This window comes from Varibaculum timonense, from assembly GCF_027694345.1.
Classification (GTDB): domain Bacteria; phylum Actinomycetota; class Actinomycetes; order Actinomycetales; family Actinomycetaceae; genus Varibaculum; species Varibaculum timonense_A.
In genome coordinates, this window is record NZ_JAQEVU010000003.1 from 82,483 (window position 1) to 107,685 (window position 25,203).

At 48.6% G+C, this 25,203-nt stretch carries 17 protein-coding genes; 2 read left to right on the forward strand and 15 right to left on the reverse strand.

The genetic code is table 11. The features are described 5' to 3' along the window. Positions 1 to 173: 173 nt before the first annotated feature. Together valS and PG728_RS03185 are read left to right on the forward strand one after the other, a co-directional pair. Positions 174 to 2,861, forward strand: a complete 2,688-nt coding sequence (gene valS / locus PG728_RS03180) for a valine--tRNA ligase (RefSeq protein ID WP_270625805.1) — start codon at positions 174 to 176, stop codon at positions 2,859 to 2,861. A 23-nt stretch (positions 2,862 to 2,884) separates the two neighbouring features. Beyond that, positions 2,885 to 4,798, forward strand: a complete 1,914-nt coding sequence (locus PG728_RS03185; protein ID WP_270625807.1) for an AMP-dependent synthetase/ligase — start codon at positions 2,885 to 2,887, stop codon at positions 4,796 to 4,798. Between the two features lie 108 nt (positions 4,799 to 4,906). Here the strand turns inward: PG728_RS03185 and PG728_RS03190 are convergent, their stop codons facing one another. The 15 genes from PG728_RS03190 to uvrC all read right to left on the reverse strand — a co-directional run bounded on the left by PG728_RS03190 (position 4,907) and on the right by uvrC (position 25,161). After that, on the reverse strand, positions 4,907 to 5,233 hold the full coding sequence (locus PG728_RS03190) for a chorismate mutase (protein ID WP_072509627.1): 327 nt from the start codon (positions 5,231 to 5,233) through the stop codon (positions 4,907 to 4,909). A 117-nt stretch (positions 5,234 to 5,350) separates the two neighbouring features. Continuing rightward, positions 5,351 to 6,595: an ATP-dependent Clp protease ATP-binding subunit ClpX gene (clpX, locus tag PG728_RS03195; RefSeq protein ID WP_072509626.1), complete on the reverse strand. Its 1,245-nt coding sequence runs from the start codon at positions 6,593 to 6,595 to the stop codon at positions 5,351 to 5,353. 83 nt (positions 6,596 to 6,678) lie between these two features. Continuing rightward, positions 6,679 to 7,341, reverse strand: a complete 663-nt coding sequence (locus PG728_RS03200; protein ID WP_072509625.1) for an ATP-dependent Clp protease proteolytic subunit — start codon at positions 7,339 to 7,341, stop codon at positions 6,679 to 6,681. Positions 7,342 to 7,345: 4 nt separating this feature from the next. After that, positions 7,346 to 8,041: a ClpP family protease gene (locus PG728_RS03205; protein ID WP_270625813.1), complete on the reverse strand. Its 696-nt coding sequence runs from the start codon at positions 8,039 to 8,041 to the stop codon at positions 7,346 to 7,348. 157 nt (positions 8,042 to 8,198) lie between these two features. Then, positions 8,199 to 9,545: a trigger factor gene (gene tig, locus PG728_RS03210; RefSeq protein ID WP_270625814.1), complete on the reverse strand. Its 1,347-nt coding sequence runs from the start codon at positions 9,543 to 9,545 to the stop codon at positions 8,199 to 8,201. A gap of 235 nt (positions 9,546 to 9,780) precedes the next feature. After that, positions 9,781 to 14,877, reverse strand: coding sequence for a sugar-binding domain-containing protein (locus tag PG728_RS03215; protein ID WP_270625816.1), 5,097 nt, complete (start codon positions 14,875 to 14,877; stop codon positions 9,781 to 9,783). A gap of 252 nt (positions 14,878 to 15,129) precedes the next feature. Continuing rightward, entirely contained in the window at positions 15,130 to 16,443 is a 1,314-nt protein-coding gene (locus tag PG728_RS03220) for a CapA family protein (RefSeq protein WP_270625817.1), read from the reverse strand. A gap of 39 nt (positions 16,444 to 16,482) precedes the next feature. Beyond that, a complete protein-coding gene (secG, locus tag PG728_RS03225; protein WP_270625819.1) occupies positions 16,483 to 16,731 on the reverse strand; it encodes a preprotein translocase subunit SecG in 249 nt (82 codons plus the stop codon). Between the two features lie 126 nt (positions 16,732 to 16,857). Beyond that, the gene (tpiA, locus tag PG728_RS03230; protein ID WP_072509620.1) at positions 16,858 to 17,631 is read right to left on the reverse strand and encodes a triose-phosphate isomerase; all 774 of its coding nucleotides are present in this window, start codon (positions 17,629 to 17,631) and stop codon (positions 16,858 to 16,860) included. 2 nt (positions 17,632 to 17,633) lie between these two features. Next, positions 17,634 to 18,830: a phosphoglycerate kinase gene (locus PG728_RS03235; protein ID WP_270625820.1), complete on the reverse strand. Its 1,197-nt coding sequence runs from the start codon at positions 18,828 to 18,830 to the stop codon at positions 17,634 to 17,636. Between the two features lie 113 nt (positions 18,831 to 18,943). After that, a complete protein-coding gene (gene gap / locus PG728_RS03240) occupies positions 18,944 to 19,951 on the reverse strand; it encodes a type I glyceraldehyde-3-phosphate dehydrogenase (RefSeq protein WP_072509618.1) in 1,008 nt (335 codons plus the stop codon). Between the two features lie 216 nt (positions 19,952 to 20,167). After that, on the reverse strand, positions 20,168 to 21,148 hold the full coding sequence (whiA, locus tag PG728_RS03245) for a DNA-binding protein WhiA (RefSeq protein WP_072509617.1): 981 nt from the start codon (positions 21,146 to 21,148) through the stop codon (positions 20,168 to 20,170). A 76-nt stretch (positions 21,149 to 21,224) separates the two neighbouring features. After that, the gene (locus PG728_RS03250; RefSeq protein WP_270625822.1) at positions 21,225 to 22,223 is read right to left on the reverse strand and encodes a gluconeogenesis factor YvcK family protein; all 999 of its coding nucleotides are present in this window, start codon (positions 22,221 to 22,223) and stop codon (positions 21,225 to 21,227) included. Further along, entirely contained in the window at positions 22,220 to 23,170 is a 951-nt protein-coding gene (rapZ, locus tag PG728_RS03255; protein ID WP_072509615.1) for an RNase adapter RapZ, read from the reverse strand. Before rapZ ends, PG728_RS03250 begins: the two co-directional genes overlap by 4 nt. 29 nt (positions 23,171 to 23,199) lie before the next feature. Continuing rightward, the gene (gene uvrC, locus PG728_RS03260; protein WP_270625826.1) at positions 23,200 to 25,161 is read right to left on the reverse strand and encodes an excinuclease ABC subunit UvrC; all 1,962 of its coding nucleotides are present in this window, start codon (positions 25,159 to 25,161) and stop codon (positions 23,200 to 23,202) included. Positions 25,162 to 25,203 lie beyond the last annotated feature (42 nt).

Genomic DNA, 25,203 nt, shown 5'->3' on the forward strand with positions numbered 1-25,203 from the left:
GTGGCAGGCTCTATTTATATATCCAACGGTTTATCTGTCTCAAGGAGGGGGAGGTATTTTTGAGATTGCCCTAGCAAACCGAGTAGTTTAGTAGGGTAGGCAAGCACCAGTTACCGCGCCCCCTATTAGCTCAAGCGCCGGTAGTTTGGAAATAATGAAACAGGAGATGGCCGATGAGTAATCCCCAAAACCACCGGGATTTAGAAGATATGAACTTACCTGCACCAAAAGTTCCTAATCGGGTAAGCGTTGATGGCCTTGAAGAACGCTGGGAACAGACCTGGGAAGAGCAACAGGTCTATGCTTTTGACCGCACGGCGCAGCGCCAAGAGGTGTTCTCAATCGACACTCCCCCGCCTACGGCTTCCGGCTCTTTGCACGTAGGGCACGTGTTCTCCTATACCCACACCGATTGCCTGGCTCGCTACCAGCGAATGCAGGGCAAAGCAGTGTTTTACCCCATGGGCTGGGACGATAACGGGCTACCTACCGAGCGGCGCGCCCAAAACTATTACGGAGTCCGTTGCGATCCCTCGCTGCCCTATGACCCAAATTTTGAGCCGCCTCATCATGGCGATTCCAAATCGGTTAAAGCCCGCGATCAGGTTCCGGTTTCCCGCAAAAACTTTATTGAACTGTGCGAACAGCTAACTAAAGAGGACGAAAAATCCTTTGAAGCGCTCTGGCGGCGCCTGGGGCTCAGCGTAGATTGGAAGCACCAATACCAAACTATTTCTAAAGACTCCCAAAAAGTGGCTCAAACTGCATTTTTACGCAATCTTAAACGCGGGGAAGCCTATCAGGCAGCAGCACCGGGGCTGTGGGATGTAACTTTCCAAACTGCGGTAGCGCAGGCCGAACTAGAGGCTCGTGACTACCCCGGTCTTTACCATGCCTTAGCTTTCCATCTTCCTGATGGGCAGGACGTAATTATTGAAACCACCCGTCCGGAACTATTGGCTGCTTGCTGCTGCCTAGTAGCTCACCCCGATGATCAGCGCTACCAGCATCTATTTGGTAAAACCGTGACCAGCCCGGGCTTTAACGTAGAGGTTCCGGTCTTAGCGCACCCAGCGGCCGAAATGGATAAAGGCGCTGGCATTGCCATGTGCTGTACTTTTGGTGACGTTACCGATGTGGAATGGTGGCGGGATTTAAACCTACCCACCAGGGTGATTTTAACTAAGGATGGTCGTATTACCCACGAAAACACCGATTGGATTACCGATACTTCCGGCAAACAGCTGATGGACGCTATTCGCGGAAAAACCACTTTCTCAGCACGGCAAATCGTAGTTGAGGCGCTTAAAGAAAGCGGAGAGCTAAAGGGCGAACCGCAAAAAACTATGCGGCAAACCAATTTCTTTGAAAAGGGAGATAAGCCGCTGGAAATAGTAATGTCGCGCCAATGGTATATCCGCAATGGCGGCAGTGACTATACGCTACCGGAACATCAAGAAAACCTTAATACTGAACTCCTCAAACGCGGAGAGGAATTGCGTTTCCACCCCGATTTTATGAAAGTACGCTATGCCAACTGGGTACATGGTCTGCATAATGACTGGTTGGTTTCTCGCCAGCGTTTCTTCGGGGTACCGATTCCGCTGTGGTACCGCATTAATCAGAACGGCGAAATCGATTACGACCAGGTGTTAATGCCTTCTGAAGAATCCTTGCCGATTGATCCCAGCAGTGATGTACCTGAGGGATTTACCGAAGATCAGCGGGGCAAAGCCGGCGGATTTGCCGGAGAAGTCGATATTTTAGACACCTGGGCAACCTCTTCCCTGACTCCCCAGATTGCAGGCGGTTGGCTGCGAGACGAGGATTTATTCCAGCGAGTATACCCCATGGATGTGCGTCCCCAAGGTCAAGACATTATCCGTACCTGGCTGTTCTCGACCGTGGTGCGTGCCCACCTAGAATTCGGCGCCCTTCCCTTCAAAAACGCCGCGATTTCCGGTTGGATTCTAGACCCCGATCGCAAAAAGATGTCCAAGTCCAAGGGGAATGTAGTAACCCCGATGGGACTGTTAGAAAAACATGGATCCGATGCAGTTCGTTATTGGGCCGCAGCTGCACGGCTGGGAACCGATACCGCTTTTGAAGAAGCCCAAATGAAAATTGGACGCCGCCTAGCGATGAAACTGCTAAACGCTTCCAAGTTCGCACTTTCAATGACCGAGGACGCTGGTCTATGCCTAGATCCCGCAAAAGTAATCATTCCTTTAGATAAAGCGGTTATTGCCCGCCTCAGTGAGGTTATTACCGCTGCTACAGACGCATTTGAACGGTATGACCACACCCGCGCTCTAGAGCAAACCGAGTCCTTCTTCTGGGATTTTTGTGACAACTACCTAGAGCTAGTAAAAGACCGTGCCCACAATTTTTCCGGAAAATGGCAAGAGGACGCCCAAGATTCCGCTCGCTGCGCCCTCGCCATAGTGGTCGATAACGTAACCCGACTGCTAGCTCCGTTCCTACCTTATTCAGCCGAGGAAGTATGGTCTTGGTATCGCACCGGCTCCGTCCATATCGCGCCCTGGCCAAGCGTCTCCCCCGAGCTAAAACAGGTGGCAGGAGATAGCCAGCTCCTTAAACTCGCGGGCGACACGCTGAGCGTACTGCGGAAAGTAAAATCCGAAGCCAAAGTAGGTCAGCGCACCCCATTTGAGCAGGTAACTATGGTTTACGCTGATGATTGGTCTGCCAATAATCTTCCGGCAGTTCGCGCCGATTTAGAGGCTGCTGCCTCACTCAACGGGACGGTAAATATCGAGGTAGATGCGGATGCCTCTGCTCCGGTATCTACCCGAAATGCGGTGCTGGGAACTCCTCCAGCCAAGAAACCCCGTAATTAAAGGTATAGGGTAGGCTAACTATCATGATGGACTGGTTTAAGGACAAACAAGTAAAGACCGAACCCGTTATCGGATTTCCCCCCGGAACAGTGGCGGTAGCAGGTAAAGCTCCCGGAACGCTTAAGGAGTTCTCAATGCCCGCCATCTCCCAGTGGGGAGAAAACGAAAACGTTGTCTCTCTATTTCGGCGGCGAGTAACTCAAGATCCCTCCCAGACCGTTATTGAACAAAAAACCCTACTCGGGGAACAGTGGAGAAAACTGTCCGCCGGAGAATTTTGGGATGAGATTAGCTCAGTGTCTCGCGGTCTGCTAGGGATTGGTCTAAAACCGGGAGATTGCTTGGCTTTGCACGGTCCAACTTCCTACGAGTGGACGCTAATCGATATGGCTTGCCTAGCTATTGGGGTCGTGACTGTCCCGATTTACGAAACTGACTCGGCAGCGCAAATCGAATGGATTTTACAGGACGCCGATATTCATTACGCAATCGTCTCTACCCAGTCCTCGGTGGAACTAATGCACGCGGTTGCTGGTCGCGCGGAACATAAATGCAAAATCTATTCCTTAGCGGCTGGAGATTTACTTTCTATTATCGAGGCCGGACGGCAAATAGCTCCGGCAGTTATCGATTCCTATAACAATCAGCTGACCGCCGATAGTGTCGCCACCATTATTTATACTTCTGGAACCACTGGACGCCCTAAAGGTACAGTAATAACCCAAGGTAATGCGACTTCCCTATTGCCTAATCTTTTAGACTATTTGACAGAAATCGGGATGCAAAAGACTACCCGCTGTTTATTGTTCTTACCGGTTGCCCATGCCTTGGCGCGGCTGGTGTCCTGGGGGGCGTTGCTAGGACCTGGGGTTCTCGGATTAGTACCTGACACCAAGAATCTATTAGCGGATTTAGCTTCCTTTAAGCCCTCATATATTTTGGCTGTACCGCGCGTCCTCGAGAAAGTTTACAATGCCGCCGATGCTTCTGCTGGTCACGGCTTGAAGCTGCGGCTATTTAGACTAGCGGCTAAATCTGCCATCGACTATTCAAAAGCGCTCGATACGGCAGAAGGGCCGTCCCGAGCCCTCAAGGTTCGCAGACAAGTATTTTACCAACTAATCTTGTCGCGCCTGACCAACCTATTGGGCGGAAACGCGAAATATATTATTTCCGGGGGCGGCCCCCTATCGGTACGGCTGGGACATTTCTTCCGCGGGATTGGAGTCACGGTTTGTGAAGGTTACGGCTTGACGGAAACACTAGGGCCGGCAACCGTTAATGTCCCCCACCGGGCAAAAATTGGTTCTGTTGGGCAGCCGGTACCAGGAATTGCGGTTAGAACTTCTGACGTTGGTGAAATTCAGTTTAAAGGTAACCCCATGTCGAAGGGTTACCTGAATATCGACTCTAAAGACAACCCCCTCTACACCGAAGATGGTTGGCTACGAACCGGAGATAAAGGCTGGATTGATACTGATGGCTTTGTTTATATAACTGGTCGCATGAAAGAAATAATTGTGACCGCCGGGGGCAAAAATGTCTCTCCAGAAATCTTAGAAGATGGTCTGCGCGGACACCCGCTAATCTCGAATGTGGTAGTCGTAGGCGATAGGCGTCCCTTTATCGCAGCATTAGTAACTTTAGATTCAGAAATGCTCCCCGGTTGGCTACGCAATCACAACCTGCCACCGATGGATGTTTCAGATGCGGCGCGTCACCCGGCTGTACTAAAAGCCTTAGAGCGCGCGGTGGGCAGAGCTAATCAGAAGGTCTCGCGCGCCGAATCCATCCGCAAGATTCGCGTCCTCACCACCGATTTTTCTTTAGAAAACGGTACGATGACGCCTTCGCTGAAGGTAAAACGTTCGGTAGTAATCAAGCGTTTCGAGAACGAGATTAACGCCATTTACGGCGGTCCGCTGGAACAAGAATAGGGATAGTTATTATTTTTTATCTAGCCGATTCTTAAAAAGCTAGGCTCGCGGTATCTAAACGGTTCTCCCTCTAGAGGGATATAGATATTAGGCTAGAGGTACTTTTGGCTATTCATTCCGATTTTGCTGCTCCGCTATTCCAATATGATGCCGGATAACTTCCTCCACAATAAATTTAAGGAACTTTTCGGCAAATACCGGATCGAGACCGGCTTCTTCCGCCAGGTTACGTAGTCGCTTTACCTGCTGTTTCTCTCGGTTTTTATCTTCAGCTTTAAGCCCCAGTTCTGCCTTTAAATAACCAACTTTTTGGGTACATTTGAAACGCTCAGCCAAGATATGAATTAACGCCGCATCTATATTGTCGATAGTGGCACGTGCCTTTAGTAACTGCGGGGGAATGTCCGGAAGTTTGTTATCCTGCTTGTTATCCATGCCCTAAGGATAAAGCACTGCCGCAGGGCTCAGCTATAAGTGTCCAAGCTAAGTATTGAGACAGTTTTCGATAAAACCTATAACCTTGATGGTATCATCCTAGCTGCATAGTAGGTATTAAGCTGTCTTTGAACGGGGAATAGATTCTAGCAAAGTGGGTTTAGCCCCCTGGTTCACCACTTCCTCAGTGATAGTGACGGAACGTACGTCCGGCTGAGAGGGAACCTCAAACATAGTTTCTTTAAGCACTGCCTCCATAATGGAAGAAAGCGCCCTGGCTCCCGTGCCTCTTTCCTTGGCCATCCGAGCCATAGCTCTGATAGCCCCATCGGTGAAATGTAAATCAACCCCATCTAGTTCAAACAGGGAACAATATTGGGTAACCAGGGAGTTTTCTGGCTCTACCAGTACCCGCACCAAATCTGATTCACTAAGTTGTTTTACCGAAGTAAGCACCGGCAAACGTCCAATAAACTCGGGGATAAGCCCAAAACGGTGCAAATCATCCGCACTGACCTGTGCGTAAAGATCCCCATGTTCGGCAGAAGATTTTAAGGAAGAACCAAAACCGGTGGAATGTTGCCCAAGCCGGGACTTGACAATGTCGTCTATTCCGGCAAAAGCACCAGCAGCGATAAATAGGATGGAATTGGTATCAATCTCTAGATAATCCTGGTGAGGATGTTTACGTCCACCCTGCGGCGGTACCGAGGCCACCGTACCCTCAATAATTTTTAAGAGTGCCTGTTGAACGCCCTCCCCCGACACGTCGCGGGTAATCGAGGCGTTCTCGGCTTTGCGGGAAATCTTATCAATCTCATCAATATAGATAATCCCGCGCTCTGCCCGTTTAATATCCCCATCGGCGGCATTAATTAACTTAAGCAGGATGTTTTCAACGTCCTCACCTACGTAGCCGGCTTCAGTTAGTGCCGTAGCATCAACAATCGCAAACGGGACGTTAAGCAGTTTAGCTAACGAGCGCGCCAAATGAGTTTTACCGCAGCCAGTAGGCCCGAGCAGTAAAATATTAGATTTGGTGAGCGACATATCAATGTTTTGACCCCGCTCTTTTGCCTGCACCCGCTTGTAATGGTTATAAACCGCGACTGAAAGCGCCCTTTTGGCTTGGTCTTGCCCAATAACGTAGTTATTAAGAAAATCGTAGATTTCTTTAGGTTTAGGCAAAGGCTTGGCTTTGGAACGAGAGTGCTTTGCAGAGTCCTCTTCCATGATTTCATTGCAAAGATCAACGCACTCATTACAGATATACACCGCCGGTCCGGCAATCAGTTTGCGTACCTGTCGTTGCGTTTTTCCGCAAAACGAGCATTTAAGTAGCTCGGCCTCTTCCTCCACCAAGGCTTCCTCCTAAATCAAATCCGCTTTTCTTAGCCTAAACGTATTTTGTAGCTTGTAGGCATCAACACGCTGACTGGCAGATTCTACTTTTTAAGGGAGGTTTTACGGGACTGTAAAACCTGGTCGATTAAACCATATTCCTTTGCGGCCTGGGCAGTCAGAATCTTGTCCCGTTCAATATCTTTGCGCACCTTTTCGACGGTCTGACCGGAATGCTCAGCGATGGTTTCTTCTAACCAGGTACGCATCCGGTCAATTTCTTCCGCAATAATCTCGATATCGGTGGCTTGGCCTTGCGATCCCTGCATAGAGGGCTGATGAATCACGATACGTGCGTTCGGTAAGGCAAGACGAGAACCCGGTGAACCCCCAGCTAGCAGTACTGCTGCTGCCGAAGCAGCCTGACCCAGGCAGACCGTCTGAATCTGGGGTTTAACGTACTGCATAGTGTCATAGATTGCCGTCATGGCGGTGAAAGAGCCACCCGGAGAGTTAATGTACATGGTGATTAGAGAATCGGGGTCTTGAGATTCCAATACCAAAAGCTGCGCCATAATATCGTCAGCCGAAGAATCATCAACCTGCACCCCTAAGAAAATGATGCGCTCATCAAATAGCTTGGTATAGGGGTTTTGACGCTTAAATCCATAGGACGTGCGTTCTTCAAATTCGGGAAGCACGTAACGATTAGTAGGCATAGCTTTAGGTAAACGGGGGTTACCAGCCGGGTATAGCGGGGAAAACATCGGGTTAAAGTTCCTTTCCGTCGCTGCCCAGATTCCGAGCAGAAGTTATGACATGATCGATGAAACCATATTCCAAAGCTTCTTGAGCTGTGAACCAGTGGTCACGTTCGGAATCTTGGCGAATCTGTTCCACAGATTTACCGGTACGCTGGGCGATAATCTCGGCTAATTCCTTTTTCATTTGCAAAATCAGATTAGCGTTAATGCGAATATCGGAAGCAGTTCCCCCCACTCCTCCGGAGGGTTGATGCATCAAAATCCGAGCGTGTGGGGTCGCATAGCGTTTACCGGGAGCCCCGGCAGATAGTAGCAATTGCCCCATAGAGGCAGCCATCCCTAAGGCTACTGTAACCACCTCGGGTTCAATGTATTGCATGGTGTCGTAGATAGCCATGCCGGCTGTCACCGAGCCACCAGGGGAGTTGATATATAGGAAAATCGGCTTTTCGGAATCTTGGGCTGCCAATAACATCATCTGGGCACAAATCTGGTTAGCGTTTTCTTCGCCAACTTCTGACCCTAACCAAATAATCCGTTCTTTTAACAGTTTGTTGAAAACATGATCTCCTAAAGCCAAGGAGCCAGGGACATCTCCCTCATTTCTTACTGTCGAAGTGTGCACGTGTTTTTCCTTATCTGTGGAACTAAAACGATTCTCTATCAAACTACCGTCTTTAAGATGACTTTTCTTCTCTGCCATGCCCTTTTACGCTTTCAGCGCATGAAAACTTGTTTATCCGGATATGCTAGCCAGATTTGTAGCCGGTATATGTTGTTGGGGCGGGAAGCCAGTCCTTCCCGCCCCAACAAAACTGCTTCACCGCTGAGATACTTTCAGCTAGATACCCAGCAGAAATCTAGTCTTCGCTACCAGATACTTCCTCTTCGCTAGGGGCAGCTGTCTGTTCGGCGGCAGCCATAGCTGCTTGTTCCGCACGTGCTTCGGCCGGATCCTTGGTGAACTCCGAAAGATCAATTTCGGTGCCCTCTTCGTCCTTTACCGTTACTTCCCGCAGAGCCGATACCAGGGCGCGGTTGCGACGCAAATCCTGCCCCATGGCAGCCACTTGACTTTGATCCTTAATTAGCTGCATTGGATCAACCCCATACATTTGCGCAATCTCGAAAATAGACTGGTAAAGCTCGTTGGGGTCGATTTCTACGTCACGCTCATTCGCAATCCGGTCTACAATAATCTGCTGTTTAGCTTGCTTCTTAACCGTCTCGGCTAGTTCGTCACGATCAGCCTCTTCTTTTCCGTCTGCCAGGCGATCGACCTCAGAGTCAATAAAGGCTTGCGGAAGCGGGAAATCAGTATTATCTACCAGGTAGTCCTGGAGCTTTTCACGGGCTTCCAAAGCCTGCTGCTGACGGCGCATCTTCTCTACATTAACGCGCAAATCGCTGCGAAGCTCTCCGATAGTGTCGAACTCGGAAGCCATCTGGGCGAAATCATCGTCAGCTTCCGGCAGTTCCCGCTCTTTTACCTTATGGAGAGTGAGGGTGACATCAGCTTCTTCTCCCTCGTGGTCTCCACCCTTCAAAGTGGATTTAAACTCGGTGGTTTCCTCGGCTTTCATGCCATTTAGGGCTTCATCCATCCCCTCTAGCATGGACGCAGAACCAATCTGGTAGGAAACCCCAGAAACCGAATCGATTTCCTCGTCCCCAATCTTGGCAACCATATCAATCGAGGTAAAGTCACCGTCTTGAGCCGGACGGTCTACGGTCTTTAGGGAAGCAAAACGATCACGCAGCTGATCAAGTTCTTTTTCTACGTCCTCGTCCGATACTTCCAGTTTAGAAACCTCTAAAGAAAGACCCTCAAGGGAAGGTAAATCGAAATCAGGAACAATATCAACCTCGGCAGTGAACTTTAAATCGCCTCCGGGCTTACCTTCAACGGCGGGAGTTTCAACTACTTCAACCTCGGGTTGCCCCAGAGGGGTCAGGTCTGCTTCCCCAAGAGCGCGCCCGTAATAGTCTCCTAGACGTTCGTTAATAGCCTGTTCTAGTACGTAGCCGCGTCCGATCCGCTGGTCGATTATCCTCGTCGGTACATGACCAGGACGAAAACCAGGAATCGAAACCTGCTTTCCAACCTGCTTATAAACCTTATCTATTTCAGGTTTGAGATCCTCGTAAGGCACCTGAACGGTTAGTTTAGCCCTGGTTTCTTCCAGCTTTTCCACGTCTGTTTTCACGAAATACACTCCTGAAGCAGGTTGAACAGCACTGACAAATAAATACTGCCATGCTGATTAGAATTACTTGCAACGTTGCTAATCTTATGGCACTAAGCGGGTTTGCGGAAATGCTAGGCACACAGTGTGAGGTAGCAAACTATGTACGCAATAGCAAGCATTATTGCTAATACTTCCCGATAGCTAAACCAGGTTAGCAGTTTGATTTTCCAGGTTTAGCTATCGAGGTCTAACGCTATGAAGTCTTGCGTTTGTGACTTTGATATTTCAAGATGCTCAATCCCCCGGTAACTAATCCGACCGCGAGCATAATCCCCCATGACCAAAGAGTATTAGCGCCGGTATTTGCGATTGAACTAGAGGTCTTTCTCCCTGTATTGCTAGCTGAACTGCCAGAAGGGGGCATGGTAGTGTCTTGTCCGCCAGGTTTGGTTGCTGGATTAGTATTTTTACCAGGCTTGGAACCCGGGTTTGGATTCGTACCTGGATTAACCTGTGAATCTCCCCCAGGCTGCTGGGAAGACCCGGGGTTTTTCTTTAGCTTGATTTGGTATTGAGCACTCAACTGACCTTTGTGAGTATTGATGCCACTTACAGTGACCATCGCGGTACCTACCTGAGTATCAGCCACGTAGGTTAAACGGTAATTTACGCCCTCAATCAGGGTTTTGCCCTGTTTGTCTTTTACCGTGACCGTCTGAGGACGAGCCGGATGAGCAGCATCTACTGCATCGACTTCAATAACTGTGGGCTTAACGCTCACGCTATAACCTAGGGTGTCATCACTGAGGTCGATCCGTGGTTTCGGTTGTCGCAAACGCAGTTCAGCTGCACTTACAAACATATTTGGTTTCGTGTCGCTTACCGAGGAGGTAGGAACAAGTTTCACATATTTAGCGGTATGTACTTTATCGAATTGCGCCAGCTTCCAGTCGGAATTATCGTCCCACGAGCCTTGAGATACTAAAGTATATTGGTTCTCGGCGGGAAGTCGCACCCCGTCAGGGCGGGTAGAGCCCTGGGGATTGTCCGTGTTACTAACGTAAACTTTGTAACCGGTAATAGTACCGTTGTTTCCGTCTTTGCGGGGAAGATACCGCAGAGCCTCTAGGTCGGTGGGCTGTTTTAGAATCAATACTGCCCAACCGGCGCTTGCAAAATTATCGGCATTGCCATTAATCGGGTTGTCCGCCCCCCAAGGGGTATGCCAGAGCGTATTTGCATCGTTATCTATGGCGCTACCTTTGGAGTTGTTTCCTGCGGTTTTAGCTTGGCTTCCGACCTCAATGTTTAGCTGATTAACTGGTAGGTCTCTGCTAGCATCATCGGCCGGTTCTGGTTGTTCCTTCCCTAGATAAATCTTGAAAGTATTAATTGTTTTGTGGTCTTCCGATTCGATAATCACCCGGGCTACGCCCTCGTATTCAGGAAGTACAGTTATCGCCGCGTTATCTTTCGCCAGTGCCTTTATCTGCGTTATTTTCTCGGCTGGGGTGGCATATTCAAAGGACTTAAGCACTGATTTCGAAAGGTTTTCCCCATTTACTTGCAGTGACGCTAGCTTAGCGGTACTGAAGGTAGAGGTAGTGTTGGAAGCGGTTTTTAATTCCACTTCGGTAATCCCGGTACAGGGATTACGACCGCTAAGCTGTTCAGACTTATTAATTACTTCAAGTTTTACATAGGTGGCATTTACCGGCTTTTTCAAAGCATAGGAATACTTTTTAACGTTTTCAGGATGTTCGCTAGTGGCAATACTTTCGGTAGTTTCCACTGGTTTCCATTGGTCACCAGCGGCTTCTTTTACATAAAACTTGGTGGTTCCCCCATCGGGATAGCGGGCAGAATAAGAATCCTTAAAGAAATAAACATTGAACTCACCAAAAGTTTGCTGAGTAGCATATTTGAATTCTATAGCTGCACTGTTATCACCAGCTTGGGAATTAGTATAGTTTGTCCAGGCAGTTGGATTTGCCCCTCCCTGGGTATTTGAGCCTACTGCGGTATTACCGTCTTTAATCGCATCGAGGGTATCTGACTGTTTATCAGCAGGAATATCCTGGGAGAGAGTAGCAGCTCCACTGACACTATCTCCTATCTTCACTACTGCTTCTTGCACCCTGATGGTGGCGGTGACCGGAAGTTCTTTATCTAGGAACTTAGCTTTACCTTCAATAGTTACCGTTCCTGCCTTGGAATAAACCTTTTCGTTTGGTTTTTGCCAGGTAACGTCAAACTGTACATCCAAAATAGTGCCATCCGGTAAGACCGCCGGGCGGGTAGCGGGAATAGTGGGGACTATCCCCACCGGGGTAGTTGCTGAGTAGTTCAAAACCGCACCTACGCGGTTGAGCATCGTGACATTAGCGCTGACCTGATGACCGTGCTTAGTCTTTCCAAGGACAGTGAAAAATCCTGCCTTAGAATACTGTTCCTTGGGTACTTGATTCCAAGTAACTTCTACCGCATCTTGGCTGCCATCGGTAAAGATAGCATCGATTTTATCGGGCAAGCGCGGCTGGGTTCCTACCTGAACGTAGTAGTTTCGAGGATACGAGTAAGCATCAATTGCTCGGTCTTGGGAAGCGTTAGGCGCGGGCGTGACCGTAATGGTCTTCGTAACTTTGGGAAGGTTAGTCCCGGAAACGTTTATAGTGCACTGTCCAGCTATCTTTTTAGATTTAACAATTCCTAAAACCTTACCGTTATAGGTGTTGCGACTACTCGATAGATAGGAGGTGTGATCGTCTTGTTTGCCAGCATCTGTGCCCATCATTTCGCAGGCTCCGCTAGCATTAAAATCTACTTTTAGGTTGGCATCGGGTACGGGAGTCCCGTTATCATCTATGACTGTTACCTCGACGTATGCCAAATCTTGGTTATTCGCGCTTAGCTCAGTTCTGTTTAGGCTAACGTCAAGTTTCGCAGCTTTCCCGGCGGTGCTAACTGTGTCGCGACCTTGAGTATTAGTAATAACATTTCCGGATTCATCATAGGCAACTGCGCTCAACGTACCGTCTGCATATTGCACGTTCCAAGAAAGATACAGGTTTTCGGATTCGATGGAGCTCTTATCGCTTCCTTCATAAAGCTGATATTTATATCCTGCAGGAGTAGTTTTTTTCGCGAAAGTTTTCTTACCGAGAGATTTCTTTTTACCGTCTGTACCGGTAAAGAAAAGCTCTACTGCACTGGCATCCGAGTAAACAACAACTTTTTGATTTCCATTTCCTTGATTTTGCAGGATACTCCGGTTCCAGGCCGGTAAAACGTGGAGAGTGGTAACTTTGTCATTCCACTGACTTTGATACAGGTAATAGGAATCCTTGGGAAAACCAGCAGTATCGATAATACCGAAATAGGAATTCTTTGGAGATGGCCATTGTCCTTGCGGGCCGGGTGAAGTCCCATTCCAAAAGGTAGGCTCGCCCAGGTAATCGAATCCTGTCCAGACCGCAGTTCCGGCTACGAAATCTCGCTTAATCACGTCTAACCAGGCTTGAGCGGCGGTAGCTCCCCAGTTCACTTTAGAATTATCGTATGAGGTAAGCTGTTTATCCGCGGTTTGACGGTTATCGGTAGTTCTGGAATAAACTCCCCTACTGTTTACTGATGAGGCGGTTTCCGCTCCGTAGAGCATAGCTCCCGGAATCTGCCTATGGATAGAATCGTACTGTCCGCCATTGGCATAGTTAGCCCCGACCGCGCCAGTGGTACCAGATGTTTTCGCGGTAGATACCAAAGATTTCATAACGTTTATAGCCGAGTTATTATGCTTTATTGCATTATCACCCCGGGTAAGAGGGCGGGTATTGTCAATTTCCGCTGCCCACTTAATTAGATTTGTCTGCGGGCTTAAGAAACTGTCGATGCCACAGGTAGTACCCTCCTGGATTTCATTTCCCAGTGACCACATGATGATACTGGGGGCATTGATATCTCTGCGCATAGTTGTTTCTAAATCGAAACGTGCCCAGGTGCTACCAGCAGTAACGTTTTCTAGTTTGCTGTCTTTTGGTACGAGCTGATTGAAAAAGCGGGCATAATCCATCTGGTTACCATTTTTCGTACAATGCAAACCATCGAAGATTTCTTCAATCAGGAGCATTCCTTTTTGATTCGCTAAATCAATCAAATCTCGCGAAGCGGGATTATGGGTAATCCGAATGGTGTTAGCCCCCATTTTCTTGAGGATATCTATCTGCCGCGCGATAGCATCTCGATAGGCTTTTGCTCCTAGCGCCCCTTGGTCATGGTGCATAGAAACCCCTTTGAGTTTCATTTTCTTACCGTTTAGGGCAAAGCCGGTATTTGGATCAAAAGTCAGTTGGCGGAAGCCAGTATTAGTTTCGAGGGTATCTAGCAGTCTACTACCCTCAAATACTTCGGTTTTCACCAGGTACTGCACCGGTTTTTCTATCGTCCACAGCTGTGGAGACTGAGCAGAAAGAGCAGTTGAATTGGTTAAAGATTTTCCCGCTTCCACTGTTATAGGGGTACTTGTTACCGTACCGATACTGTTGCCCCCGGTTTTAGGGGAAATTGTATGTCTTAAGGTTATGGTCTTTGGGGAAGCAGCCGCATTGATAATCTTCGTGCTTAGATCGAGATCGAGCGACCCAGCTTCCGTATAGGTATCGATATTCTTGGGCGTAATTTTTACGCCACTAGAAGCAATGTGAATTGGGTCAGTTATCACTAAATCTACGTCGCGATAAATACCAGAACCTGAGTACCAGCGACTCGAAGGCGTTTGGTGGTTCACTTTAACAGCAATTACGTTATTTTCACCGAACTTTACGTTATCGGTGATGTCTATAGAAAAAGGCGTATATCCATATGGATGATTGGCTAGCTCAGTTCCGTTTACATAAATCGTGGCATCCATATAGATGCCGTCAAAGCTGAGTTTTATCCGTTTATGCTGTAGTTCAGAAGGAAGATTGAGGCTCTTGCGATACCAGCCGACACCTCCCGGCAGGTATCCACTTTCTCCTTCCATAGATTTAGAAAAAGGTTGTTCGATGCTGTAGTCATGAGGAATATCTACAGTTCGCCATTTTGCATCGTTATAGGCCGTAGCCTGAGCACCGGAAATATCTCCAAGATTGAATTTCCATCCGTTATTCAGGCTTTGGAATCTGGATTTTCCATCAATCGTGGTCAAAGGAACGCTCTGTGCACTAGATACCATCTGGGCGGAAGTGTTCAAATGTGAATAATCAGTATTACCAGCGGCAATAGCTTTAGGTAAGACCCCTAAAATACCAAGACTACCAGCCATCGTGACCACCAGGATACCTTTAATAATACTTTCGCATTTTTTGTTCATTATTTCCCCTACACATCATCGTGCTACCGCAATCATTATGCCATAAGAGACCTGATATATTCTTGCGGATTCATAATAGGTAGGTTTTATCTACTCATTAGCTTCTAAGATTTCTAATTTAGCAATACTCTACGAATAATTAGGGCGCAATCCCCCACTGAAATAGCGACTAGCTGAACAGGAAAATCACTGATTAAGTAATCGGAAATGTTAATTAGCTGTTAAATAAAGATACCTAAAGCAACCAATAATCTAGTTGATGAGGGTAATAGTGGTAATTGAATCGGCAGGGGGCGCGTCTTTTAGTTCAGTTGCTTGCGTCTCCGTAACTTTGCGCACATGAGCTAGATATTTTGCAGCAGTTGCCGGTGATAACCGAGTTCCGGTCTTACTGCCATTTTCATACAGATAACCCGGTAATACCTGGACTGTGGATCTATCAAGTACCAGAGGAATCCATCCGGCTTTGGAAACATAAGGACGGCCTTCGGCAGGAACAGTAATTGTAGGGAAAGCAATTTGCCCCACTTGACTGCCTATCCCATTTCTGGTGGGAGTCATGGCAGAAAGCAGATTACCAATGCCGTAATATACCCACATGCCTTGATTATCTACACCACCGGGTAGTTTACGGATTGGCTGGGGAACATGGGCATGATGCCCAATATATAAATCGACCTCACCGGAGCGAGCCAAGTTATGAGCTATCCGGTCTTGCTCTGTGGAGGGAGAGGAGTTGTACTCGATGCCGGAATGTACCGAGGCAACTACGAAATCGGCACCATCGGCGCGGGCTTGACGGGCAATATCTACAATAATTTGACCATCAGAACTAAGATTAACCCACCAGGGATTCTTGATTACCTCTGCTACCCTTCCCTGATTAAGCCCGTAAGCAGTGGAAATATGAGCTAATTTGAAGGAACGTCCCTCTTTATTCACCTCATACATTTGATAGCGTTTTTCGTCTGCGCTGGAGGCTGAGCCAGTAACTCCCAGACCTTGCGCTCGCAAAGTTTCGTTAGTGTGCTTGATTCCCTTAGTCCCCTGATCAATTGTGTGATTGGAGGAGGTAGAACAACCGTCATATCCCAGGGCTTTGGTATCGGCCGCCCAACCAATAGGAGCTTTAAATACGGGGTAGCCCTTAGAATCTTTATCGGACTTTCCAAAAGGAACTTCTTGGTGGAAAAAAGCTATATCCGCCCCTACTATCCAAGGACGTATTTTTTCTACCATTGGCTTAAAATGAGAGCCTAATCCGTGACGCCAACTTTCTTTTACTATTGCGTCATGTGGTAATACATCTCCGGTAGCCGCTAAAGTTATCTGAACCTCCTTTTTAGGAGGAGGGGTAGAGGTAGTTTTAGGGGTAATTGGACTGGGGGGAGCCACACTAGCTTTAGGCTGATTGACTTTTCCCGCCTGATACATTGAATAACCAATCGCCCCTCCAACCGCAATCAATGCCAGGAGACAAGAAATACCTAAAGCCCCGAGAAGAATCTTCCAAGAAACCTTATACCCAGATTTTTGTGACTTTGAGGCATACCTAGCGCGCATCATGGGAAGTGCTATCGGTTAAGCCATGACCTGAAGATGGAGCTACGCAAACATACGAGGTAATAAGCCCAAAACAATTACGCTGATTAACCAAACAACTGCGGTAACGACAGTTATCCGGTTCAGGTTACGCATTGCCACCCCAGATGAGCCGGCGCTGGAGGAAAGACCGCCACCGAACATATCAGACAGACCCCCGCCTGATCCTTTATGCATCAAAATGGTAAGAATCAGAAACAAACTGGATAGTACCAGCACTACTTCAGCAATGATTTCAATTACGGTTTGCACTAAATTCTTCTCCCAATAAGTATGTTTACTGACTACTATAACCTATTGGCGGCGGGTCTATTGTGACCCGCCGCCAATAGTTAGGAACTTCACCGCTGAAAGCGGATTGAATTACCTAGTAAAATGCTAGCCATCAAAGCGAACTATCTTGGAGAATTCCTCGGCTTTCAGAGAGGCTCCGCCAACCAAAGCACCATCTACATTAGGTTTAGCCATGATTTCAGCTACGTTCGCCGATTTAACGGATCCTCCGTAAAGAACGCGAATCGACTCGGCAACATCGGCTGAATATAGCTGCGAGAGTTTTTCTCGAATTGCTGCACAAACCTCTTCGGCATCCTCGGGCGTAGCGGTTTCACCGGTGCCAATAGCCCAAATAGGTTCATAAGCAACTACGGTATTAACCGCATCATCAGCAGAAATGCCTTGATATGCGCCTTCAATTTGTTTTACAACATGATTTACATGCTCACCGGCTTTACGAACCTCTAGTCCTTCCCCACAACAGATAATTGGGGTCATACCAGCTTCTAAAGCCACCTGAGCTTTCTGCCCAACGAGCTCATCACTTTCGTTATGATATTCCCGTCTTTCAGAGTGACCGACAACCACCCAGGAGCAGCCCAGTTTAGTTAGCATCGAAGCGGCGATTTCACCGGTGTAGGCACCGGATTCGTGTACGGAAACATCTTGCGCTCCGTAAGTAATCTTCAGGTTGTCGGATTCCACCACGGTTTGTACCGAACGAATATCGGTAAAGGGCGGAACCACTACCACATCGTTATGGTAGTCAAAATGATGATCTTGCAAATCTAAAGCAAGTTCTTGAACCAGACGAGTTGCCTCTAGGTGGTTCATATTCATTTTCCAGTTGCCTGCTAGCAGTGGGGTACGAGTCATAATTAATCCTCCAATACGGCAATCCCCGGCAGGGTCTTGCCTTCCAATAGTTCCAAAGAAGCTCCGCCACCGGTAGAGATATGGCTAAACTTATTTTCATCAAATCCCAGGGTACGAACTGCGGCTGCGGAGTCTCCCCCACCAATTACGCTAAAGCAATCAGAATCAGCAAGAGCTTGCGCAACTGCCTTGGTACCAGAGCTGAAAGCCTCAAATTCAAAGACCCCCATCGGACCGTTCCAAGCAACCGTCTTGGCGGAACGAATCTTATCGGCAAATAGCTGAGCGGTCTTTGAACCAATATCTAGTCCCATCTGATCGCTGGGAATAGCGTCACAATCAACCAAAGTAGCCGGGGCATCAGCAGAAAACTCTGGTGCTACCAGGGTATCTACCGGCAACAAGAGGTCTACTCCCCGTTCGGCTGCTTTTTGGATATAGCCTTTGACCGTCTCAATCTGGTCAGTTTCCAGTAGCGAAGTACCTACCTCGTAGCCTTTAGCAGCTAGGAACGTGTAAGCCATCCCCCCGCCAATCGCCAGGAAATCTGCCTTTTCAAGTAGATTCGCAATTACCCCCAGCTTGTCAGAGACTTTGGAACCACCCAGGATTACCCCATAGGGACGTTCCGGATTATCAGTTGCCCGCCGTAAAGACTCAATTTCTTTATTAACTAAATATCCGGCAGCTGATGGTAACAACTTCGCTACATCGTAAACCGAAGCCTGTTTGCGGTGAACCACCCCGAAACCATCAGATACGAAGCAATCAGCCAGCTGCGCATATTCTTTAGCTAAAGCCTCACGCTCACTATCGTCCTTGGAATTCTCTCGGGAATCAAAACGCACATTCTCTAGCAGTACAACCTGACCGTCTTCCAAAACAGAAGCCAGCTGTTGAGCGTCCTCACCAACAGTGTCTTTAGCTAAAGCAACATCTTGCCCCAGCAGTTCCCCCAGCCGTTTCGCTACCGGCGCCAACGAAAACTCCGGATTCACCTGACCTTTAGGACGTCCAAGATGCGCCATTACTAGCACCTTAGCTTTTGCCTCTATCAGGGTTTTTAAAGTGGGAAGAGCGGCGCGAATCCGCCCATCATCAGTAATCTTGCCGTCCTTTAGCGGCACATTAAAATCGGAGCGCACCAGGACTTTTTTACCGGCAATATCTCCTAGGGACTTAATATCTCGTAGCGCCATTATTTGCTATACCTTTCTGCGGTTAAATGCTGAATGAACACCGGCATCAAGTTGTGCCCGCCTACCTGAAACAGGCAGGCGGGCACAACTTAAGCGTCAGTTCGCATTATTATTTACAGGTTCTCTCCAACCAGTTTAGTCAAGCTAACTAGGGAATTGGAGTAGCCCCATTCATTGTCATACCAAGAAACTACCTTGACCTGACCGTCGATTACCTTAGTCAAAGCGGAATCGAAAATCGAGGTGTGAGGATCGGTAACAATGTCAGTAGATACTAGCGGTTCATCGTTCGAGTAAGCCAGCACACCCTTTAGTTCGCCCTCGGCGGCCTCTTTCATAGCGGCATTAATTTCTTCCGCAGTGCAGGGCTTGGAGGGGGTGAAGGTTAGGTCGGTTACCGAACCGGTCGGTACCGGCACGCGCAAAGCATAGCCGTCCAACTTGCCCTTTAGTTCCGGCAATACCAAAGCAACCGCTTTAGCAGCACCAGTGGTGGTAGGAACAATGTTCAGAGCAGCAGCACGAGCGCGACGCAAATCCTTGTGCGGAGCATCATGCAGACGCTGATCGCCAGTGTAGGCGTGAATAGTGGTCATCAAGCCACGTTCAATCCCAAACTTGTCATTGAGTACCTTTGCCATCGGAGCAAGGCAGTTAGTGGTACAAGAGGCGTTAGAAATAACGGTGTGCTTTTCAGGATCGTAATCAGTGTGGTTTACACCCATTACGAAAGTGGCATCAACATTCTTGCCAGGAGCAGAAATAATAACTTTCTTTGCCCCGCCCTCTAGGTGAGCCTTTGCCTTGGTAGCGTCAGTGAAGAAACCGGTAGATTCGATTACGATATCTGCTCCAACTTTGCTCCAAGGTAGGTTGGCAGGATCGCGCTCTTCAAAGGTAACAATCCGGTGATCACCAACGGTGATAGATTCTTCGTCATAAGTTACTTCTGCATCTAGACGACCCAAAATGGAGTCATACTTTAGCAGGTGAGCAAGGGTTTTATTATCGGTTAGGTCATTTACGGCTACAACTTCAATATCAGCACCCTGAGCACGAACGGCCCGGAAGAAGTTACGGCCAATACGGCCAAAGCCATTGATTCCAACGCGAATGGTCACTGTTATCCTCCTGAACTGCTGGTTTAACCAGCGGAGTCTGCTTACTGGTCAGAGCTTACCGCCACCTGGAAACCCGGGCAGCCTTAGCCCTGGGGACGATCATCTTGAGCCGTCCTCTTAAAGACCACTCTACACGGAATGCCTGATTTACGCTTAGGTCTATTGTCGTTATTTAGCAATCTTTTTCTAATAGCTACGCGATAGTTAGAATCCGCCCTAGATAAGCCCATCATCTTCATCGACTGCCGCCTGGGTAGAGGGGATTCCCTGCTCGCGAGCAGCCTTATCCGCCATTGCCAGCAGACGCCTAATCCGACCGGCAACTGCATCTTTAGTCAAGGGCGGATTTGCCTTCTGTCCCAGCTCTTCTAGGGAAGCTTCCTTATATTGAAGCCGCAACCTGCCGGCTTGCAAAAGATGAGCGGGAATATCCTCGCCCAAGATTTCAAAGGCTCGGCGCACCCTCGCTCCCGCCGCTACCGCTGCCCGGGCACTGCGACGTAAATTCGCATCATCAAAATTCGCTAAGCGATTAACTGAACCTCGTACCTGATTGGTTTGCCGATTCTTATCCCATATTGCTTGCGCCCGGCTTGCTCCCATAACCTCTAAAAGTTTAGAGATTTGTTCCCCATCGCGAACCACTACTCGGTCTAGACCGCGAACCTGTCGGGACTTGGCATTTACTCCGAGGCGACGGGCCGCTCCTACCAGTGCTAAAGCCGCTTCTGGACCGGGGCAGGTTATCTCTAAAGATCCGGACCGTCCGGGCTGCGCCAGGGAACCACGTGCCATAAACGCCCCTCGCCAGGTAGCTTTTGAAACCTCCAAAGCACCCGATACCAGCCGAGGAGACAATCCACGTACCGGCCGACCGGCGCGATCAATTAAACCGGTTAGGCGAGCTAAAGTAGCAGCATTTTCCACTACCCGCACCACATAGCGATCATCACAGCGAATCCCGCTGGCTCCTACCCGCACCACATCCGGGTTGGCATCGAACAGCTGTTGCAGACAGGTAACCAGGTTTTGCATTACCGCAACATTGTCTACTTCCACCTCTACCACGATGCTGCGATTAATCAGGTGAATACCGCCCGCAAACCGCAAGATGCTGGCGGTTTGCGCCTGCGCCTCAGACTGCTTAGCGGGGATTTTTTCCGCTAACTCATCTTTTATATCTGAGGTCAAAGACATTTACTCTTCCTTTCGCCGCCAAATTTCAGCTATTTTAATGCCATCGAGTTTTTCTTTTAACTAGCCAATATTGTAACTAAAGCTCGAAAACTCCCACTTCTGACAGGTATCCGTCAAAGGCATCTCTGAGGGCAGCTGCCAGGCGCAAGGGGTCGTGTTTTTCCGAGGCCGAACCCGCCCTCACCTGACGCATAATTAGTTTTGCACCTACCAAATCCGCAGCGCGTTCCAAATTATCGTCATCTTCTATAGCGGTGGGATCAACTATGATGACATCAATTTTCAAGTCAGGCGCAAAATGACGGAAAGCCTCAATATGTCCCGAGACCGTCAAATCCTCGGTTTCATCGGTATGGGGTTGCAAATTCATCACCATCACTTTTCCAGCTGGTGATGTTTGCAAGGCCTCGGCAAGCTCGGGTACCAGCAAATGCGGAATCACCGAGGTAAACCAGGAACCAGGCCCGAGCACAATCCCCTCTGCCTGACCAATCGCTTTAATAGTTTGAGGACAAATTTTCGGGTGAACCGGGCTAAGACGAACATCAACTACTTTTCCGGGAGCTTTGGCAGCTTTAGCTTGCCCATAAACAGTGCGTTTTTTCCCTGCGCGCACCAAGTCTGCTTCAATTTCCATTGGCTCTGCACACATGGGCAATACTTTGCCTGAGCAGTTGAGCAATCTTGCCACCCAATCAAGACCCTCCACCACATCGCCTAACAAATCCCACATGGTGACGATTAACAGGTTTCCAAGCGCATGGTTATCTAAAGGACCATCAGAGCTGAAACGATGCTGCATAGCATCCCGCCAAGTCAATCCCCAATCAGTATCGTCACATAGAGCCGCTAGCGCCATCCGTAAGTCCCCGGGAGGAAGCACCCCCAGTTCTTTGCGTAAACGCCCCGAAGAACCCCCATCATCAGCTACGGTAACCACAGCGGTAAGTTCGCGAGTTATATGTCGTAAGGCGCGCAAGGTAGCAGACAGACCATGACCGCCCCCCAGTGCCACAATTTTTGGCCCAGCTTGCCCTCTGGTTACCCAACCATCGGAATCTAGTAGCGTCCTCATTCCAACCCCATATCTCTGTGTACGGTACGAACCGGTAATCCTTGGAGGCGGAAAAGTTCACTGATTCTTTCAGCTAAAGCTACTGAACGATGCTGTCCGCCGGTACAGCCAACCGCGATAGTAACAAAGGGTTTTAGCTCTGTTAAATACCCCTCAAAAATAGGGGTGAGCATATTCACTATATTATTAACAAAGTCCTCGGCTCCGGCTTGTTCGAGAACATATTTCGCTACCGGCTCGTCACGCCCGGTTAAATGTCTCAGCTCACTAACCCAATAGGGATTAGCTAAAAAGCGCACGTCGCATACCCAATCCGCGTCCAGAGGAATACCGTTCTTAAAACCGAAAGACATTACGGTGAGCTTCATCGGGCGTTCACCCTCACCGGCTACTACATCGCGCATATGTCGGTTCAAATCATGCACATTCATATTAGTGGTATCAATTAGGGCATCGGCACGGGCTCGGATAGGAGCTAATATCTGTCGCTCTAAGCGAATTCCGTCAAGAATTCGTCCTCCTCCCTGGAGCGGATGAGGACGCCGGTTCGATTCATAGCGGCGCACCAATACCCCTTCATCGGCATCTAAAAACACCAACTGGTAGCGAATATTCCTAAGCGAAAGCTCATCTAGGGCTCGTTGAAACTTAGAGAATAAATCTCCGCTACGCACATCCACTATCGCCGCCAAACGATGGATGCCTTCTCCCTGTGGGGTCATCATGTCGGCAAATGGCAAAAGCATTGCGGGAGGGAGATTATCAACCACATACCAATCAAGATCTTCAAGCGCCTGACCAGCCCGGGAACGCCCTGCCCCTGACATACCGGTAATGATTATCATCTCGGGCACATGGGCATTTCTAGGGGGTGCCGCCTCGTCCAAAAGAGGAACACCTTCAGGTACGGTTGGCGGAGACGATTGGTAGTGAAAATCTTCATTCATGTTTTAAGTATGCTACGAAGATGCCAGCCTTACCGGCTATCGGCAAAAGATTGAAATATCTGTTTGGCTATTGCCGAACCGATTCCCTCGACCTCGGCTATTTCCTCTATGGTTGCTGCCTTTAAACGTTTTAGCGAACCAAAGTGCTGCAACAGTGCTTTTTGACGTACCTTCCCCAGACCGGGGACTTTATCGAGAGCTGAGCGGCGCACCGATTTTCCGCGTTTCTTTCGGTGAGCACCGATAGCAAAACGATGGGATTCATCACGCAAATACTGTAATAGGTACAGAGCCGGTGAGGTACGGGGCAAAATTACCGGAAAATCACTGCCGGGAATCCAAACTTCTTCCAGGCGTTTCGCTAAACCGATAACGCTCACATTTGCTCCTACCTCTAATAATGCCTTATGGGCGGCATTAACCTGGGGAGCGCCTCCATCAACAACCACTAAATCGGGAGGATAGGAAAAACGTCTCGACTTTAAATCTTTAGGGCTTTCAGCGCTATTAAGCTCATCTTGTGCCTCTTGTTCTTCTTGTTTTAGGCGCAGGAAGCGCCGGGTAAGCACTTCATTCATAGCTTTAGTGTCGTCTGAAGAATCATCGGGGGTGGTTTTGATATTAAAGGTGCGATAGGCGCGTTTTAAGGGCGCTCCGTCCTCGAAAACAACCATTGACCCTACCTGGTTAGTTCCTTGGGTATGGGAAATATCGTAGCCTTCTATTCGTAAGGGAGCTTCTGGTAAGTCCAAATATTCTTGCAGCTGCCGCAAGGCTTCAGAACGCTGAGTCAAATCCCCTACCCGTTTACTTTTATGCAGGCGTAATGATTGCTGGGCATTTTCCGCAGCGGTTTGCATTAAAGAATACTTCGCTCCCCGCCGGGGTACCTTAATTTCTACCTTTTTCCCCCGTATTTGGCTTAGCCAAGCCGCCAGCACCGGCGAATGAGCTGGCAGAAGCGGCATTAACACCTGTGCCGGAATCGCCTGGATTGGGGTATGTGCGATATCATCAACGCTCATTGCGGGGGCAATTTGGCCATCCATTGCTTGATATTCGCCGTAAACTTGCTCTAGGAAAGCCTCTAACATTTCCGGTAGCTCAGTATTTTCTGAAGTGTCTACTACCCAGCCGCGCTCTCCCCTGATTCTGCCAGCTCGCACGTAAAAAACCTGCATAATCATTTCGAGTTCATCTTTAGCGAAAGCAAATACATCAGCGTCAATACTTTCATCCAAGACTACCGCGTTTTTTTCTCTCACTGTTTCGAGGGCGCGGAGCTGGTCACGAGTTTTGGCTGCCTGTTCATAGTCAAGTTTAGCGGCCGCTTTGCTCATTTCTTGACGCAATTGAGAAGTAATCGGTTCCGTTTTTCCATCTAAAAACGCTCTCACTTGCTCGGCTAAGTGGCGATACTTAGCCGAGCTTATCCGTCCCACGCAGGGAGCGGCACATTTATCGATATAACCTTCTAGGCAGGGACGTCCGAGCGCTTGAGAGCGTTTGAATACTCCCTTAGTGCACGAACGTAAAGGAAATGCTTTGCGCAGTAGATCCATGGTTTCGCGAACTGCCCATACCTGGGTGTAAGGGCCAAAATAACAGGTGTTCGCGCGTTTTCTCTCCCGAGTAATGTGAATGCGAGGATATTCTTCTGCCATCGTGAGCGCCAGATACGGATACGATTTATCGTCACGAAACATCACATTAAAACGCGGAGCAAACTCTTTTATCCAGGAGTATTCCAGCGAAAGTGCCTCTAGCTCATTAGCTACCGTTATCCATTTAACCCCGACAGCGGTGGTGACCATTTTCCGGGTACGGGGATGTAAAGAATCAAGCGGCTGGAAATAGTTTGCTAACCGATTGCGCAGGTTAATTGCTTTTCCCACATAGATAACCCGACCGTTTTTATCTAAAAATCGGTATACCCCCGGGCTGGTAGGAATATCACCCGGAGCAGGGCGGTAGGGTACGCAATCAGCCATAGTTAAAAGGATACCCGGCAGCGACTACCTTTTTAACCACGG

Bases quoted from the DNA above. Each gene is read 5' to 3' on its own strand.
- whiA (WP_072509617.1), bottom strand. From the start codon at position 21,148: ATGTCTTTGACCTCAGATATAAAAGATGAGTTAGCGGAAAAAATCCCC.
- rapZ (WP_072509615.1), bottom strand. From the start codon at position 23,170: ATGAATGAAGATTTTCACTACCAATCGTCTCCGCCAACCGTACCTGAA.
- PG728_RS03235 (WP_270625820.1), bottom strand. From the start codon at position 18,830: ATGGCGCTACGAGATATTAAGTCCCTAGGAGATATTGCCGGTAAAAAA.
- PG728_RS03205 (WP_270625813.1), bottom strand. From the start codon at position 8,041: ATGGCAGAGAAGAAAAGTCATCTTAAAGACGGTAGTTTGATAGAGAAT.
- valS (WP_270625805.1), top strand. From the start codon at position 174: ATGAGTAATCCCCAAAACCACCGGGATTTAGAAGATATGAACTTACCT.
- uvrC (WP_270625826.1), bottom strand. From the start codon at position 25,161: ATGGCTGATTGCGTACCCTACCGCCCTGCTCCGGGTGATATTCCTACC.
- PG728_RS03220 (WP_270625817.1), bottom strand. From the start codon at position 16,443: ATGATGCGCGCTAGGTATGCCTCAAAGTCACAAAAATCTGGGTATAAG.
- PG728_RS03215 (WP_270625816.1), bottom strand. From the start codon at position 14,877: ATGAACAAAAAATGCGAAAGTATTATTAAAGGTATCCTGGTGGTCACG.
- PG728_RS03185 (WP_270625807.1), top strand. From the start codon at position 2,885: ATGATGGACTGGTTTAAGGACAAACAAGTAAAGACCGAACCCGTTATC.
- PG728_RS03200 (WP_072509625.1), bottom strand. From the start codon at position 7,341: ATGTTTTCCCCGCTATACCCGGCTGGTAACCCCCGTTTACCTAAAGCT.
- tpiA (WP_072509620.1), bottom strand. From the start codon at position 17,631: ATGACTCGTACCCCACTGCTAGCAGGCAACTGGAAAATGAATATGAAC.
- PG728_RS03250 (WP_270625822.1), bottom strand. From the start codon at position 22,223: ATGAGGACGCTACTAGATTCCGATGGTTGGGTAACCAGAGGGCAAGCT.
- PG728_RS03190 (WP_072509627.1), bottom strand. From the start codon at position 5,233: ATGGATAACAAGCAGGATAACAAACTTCCGGACATTCCCCCGCAGTTA.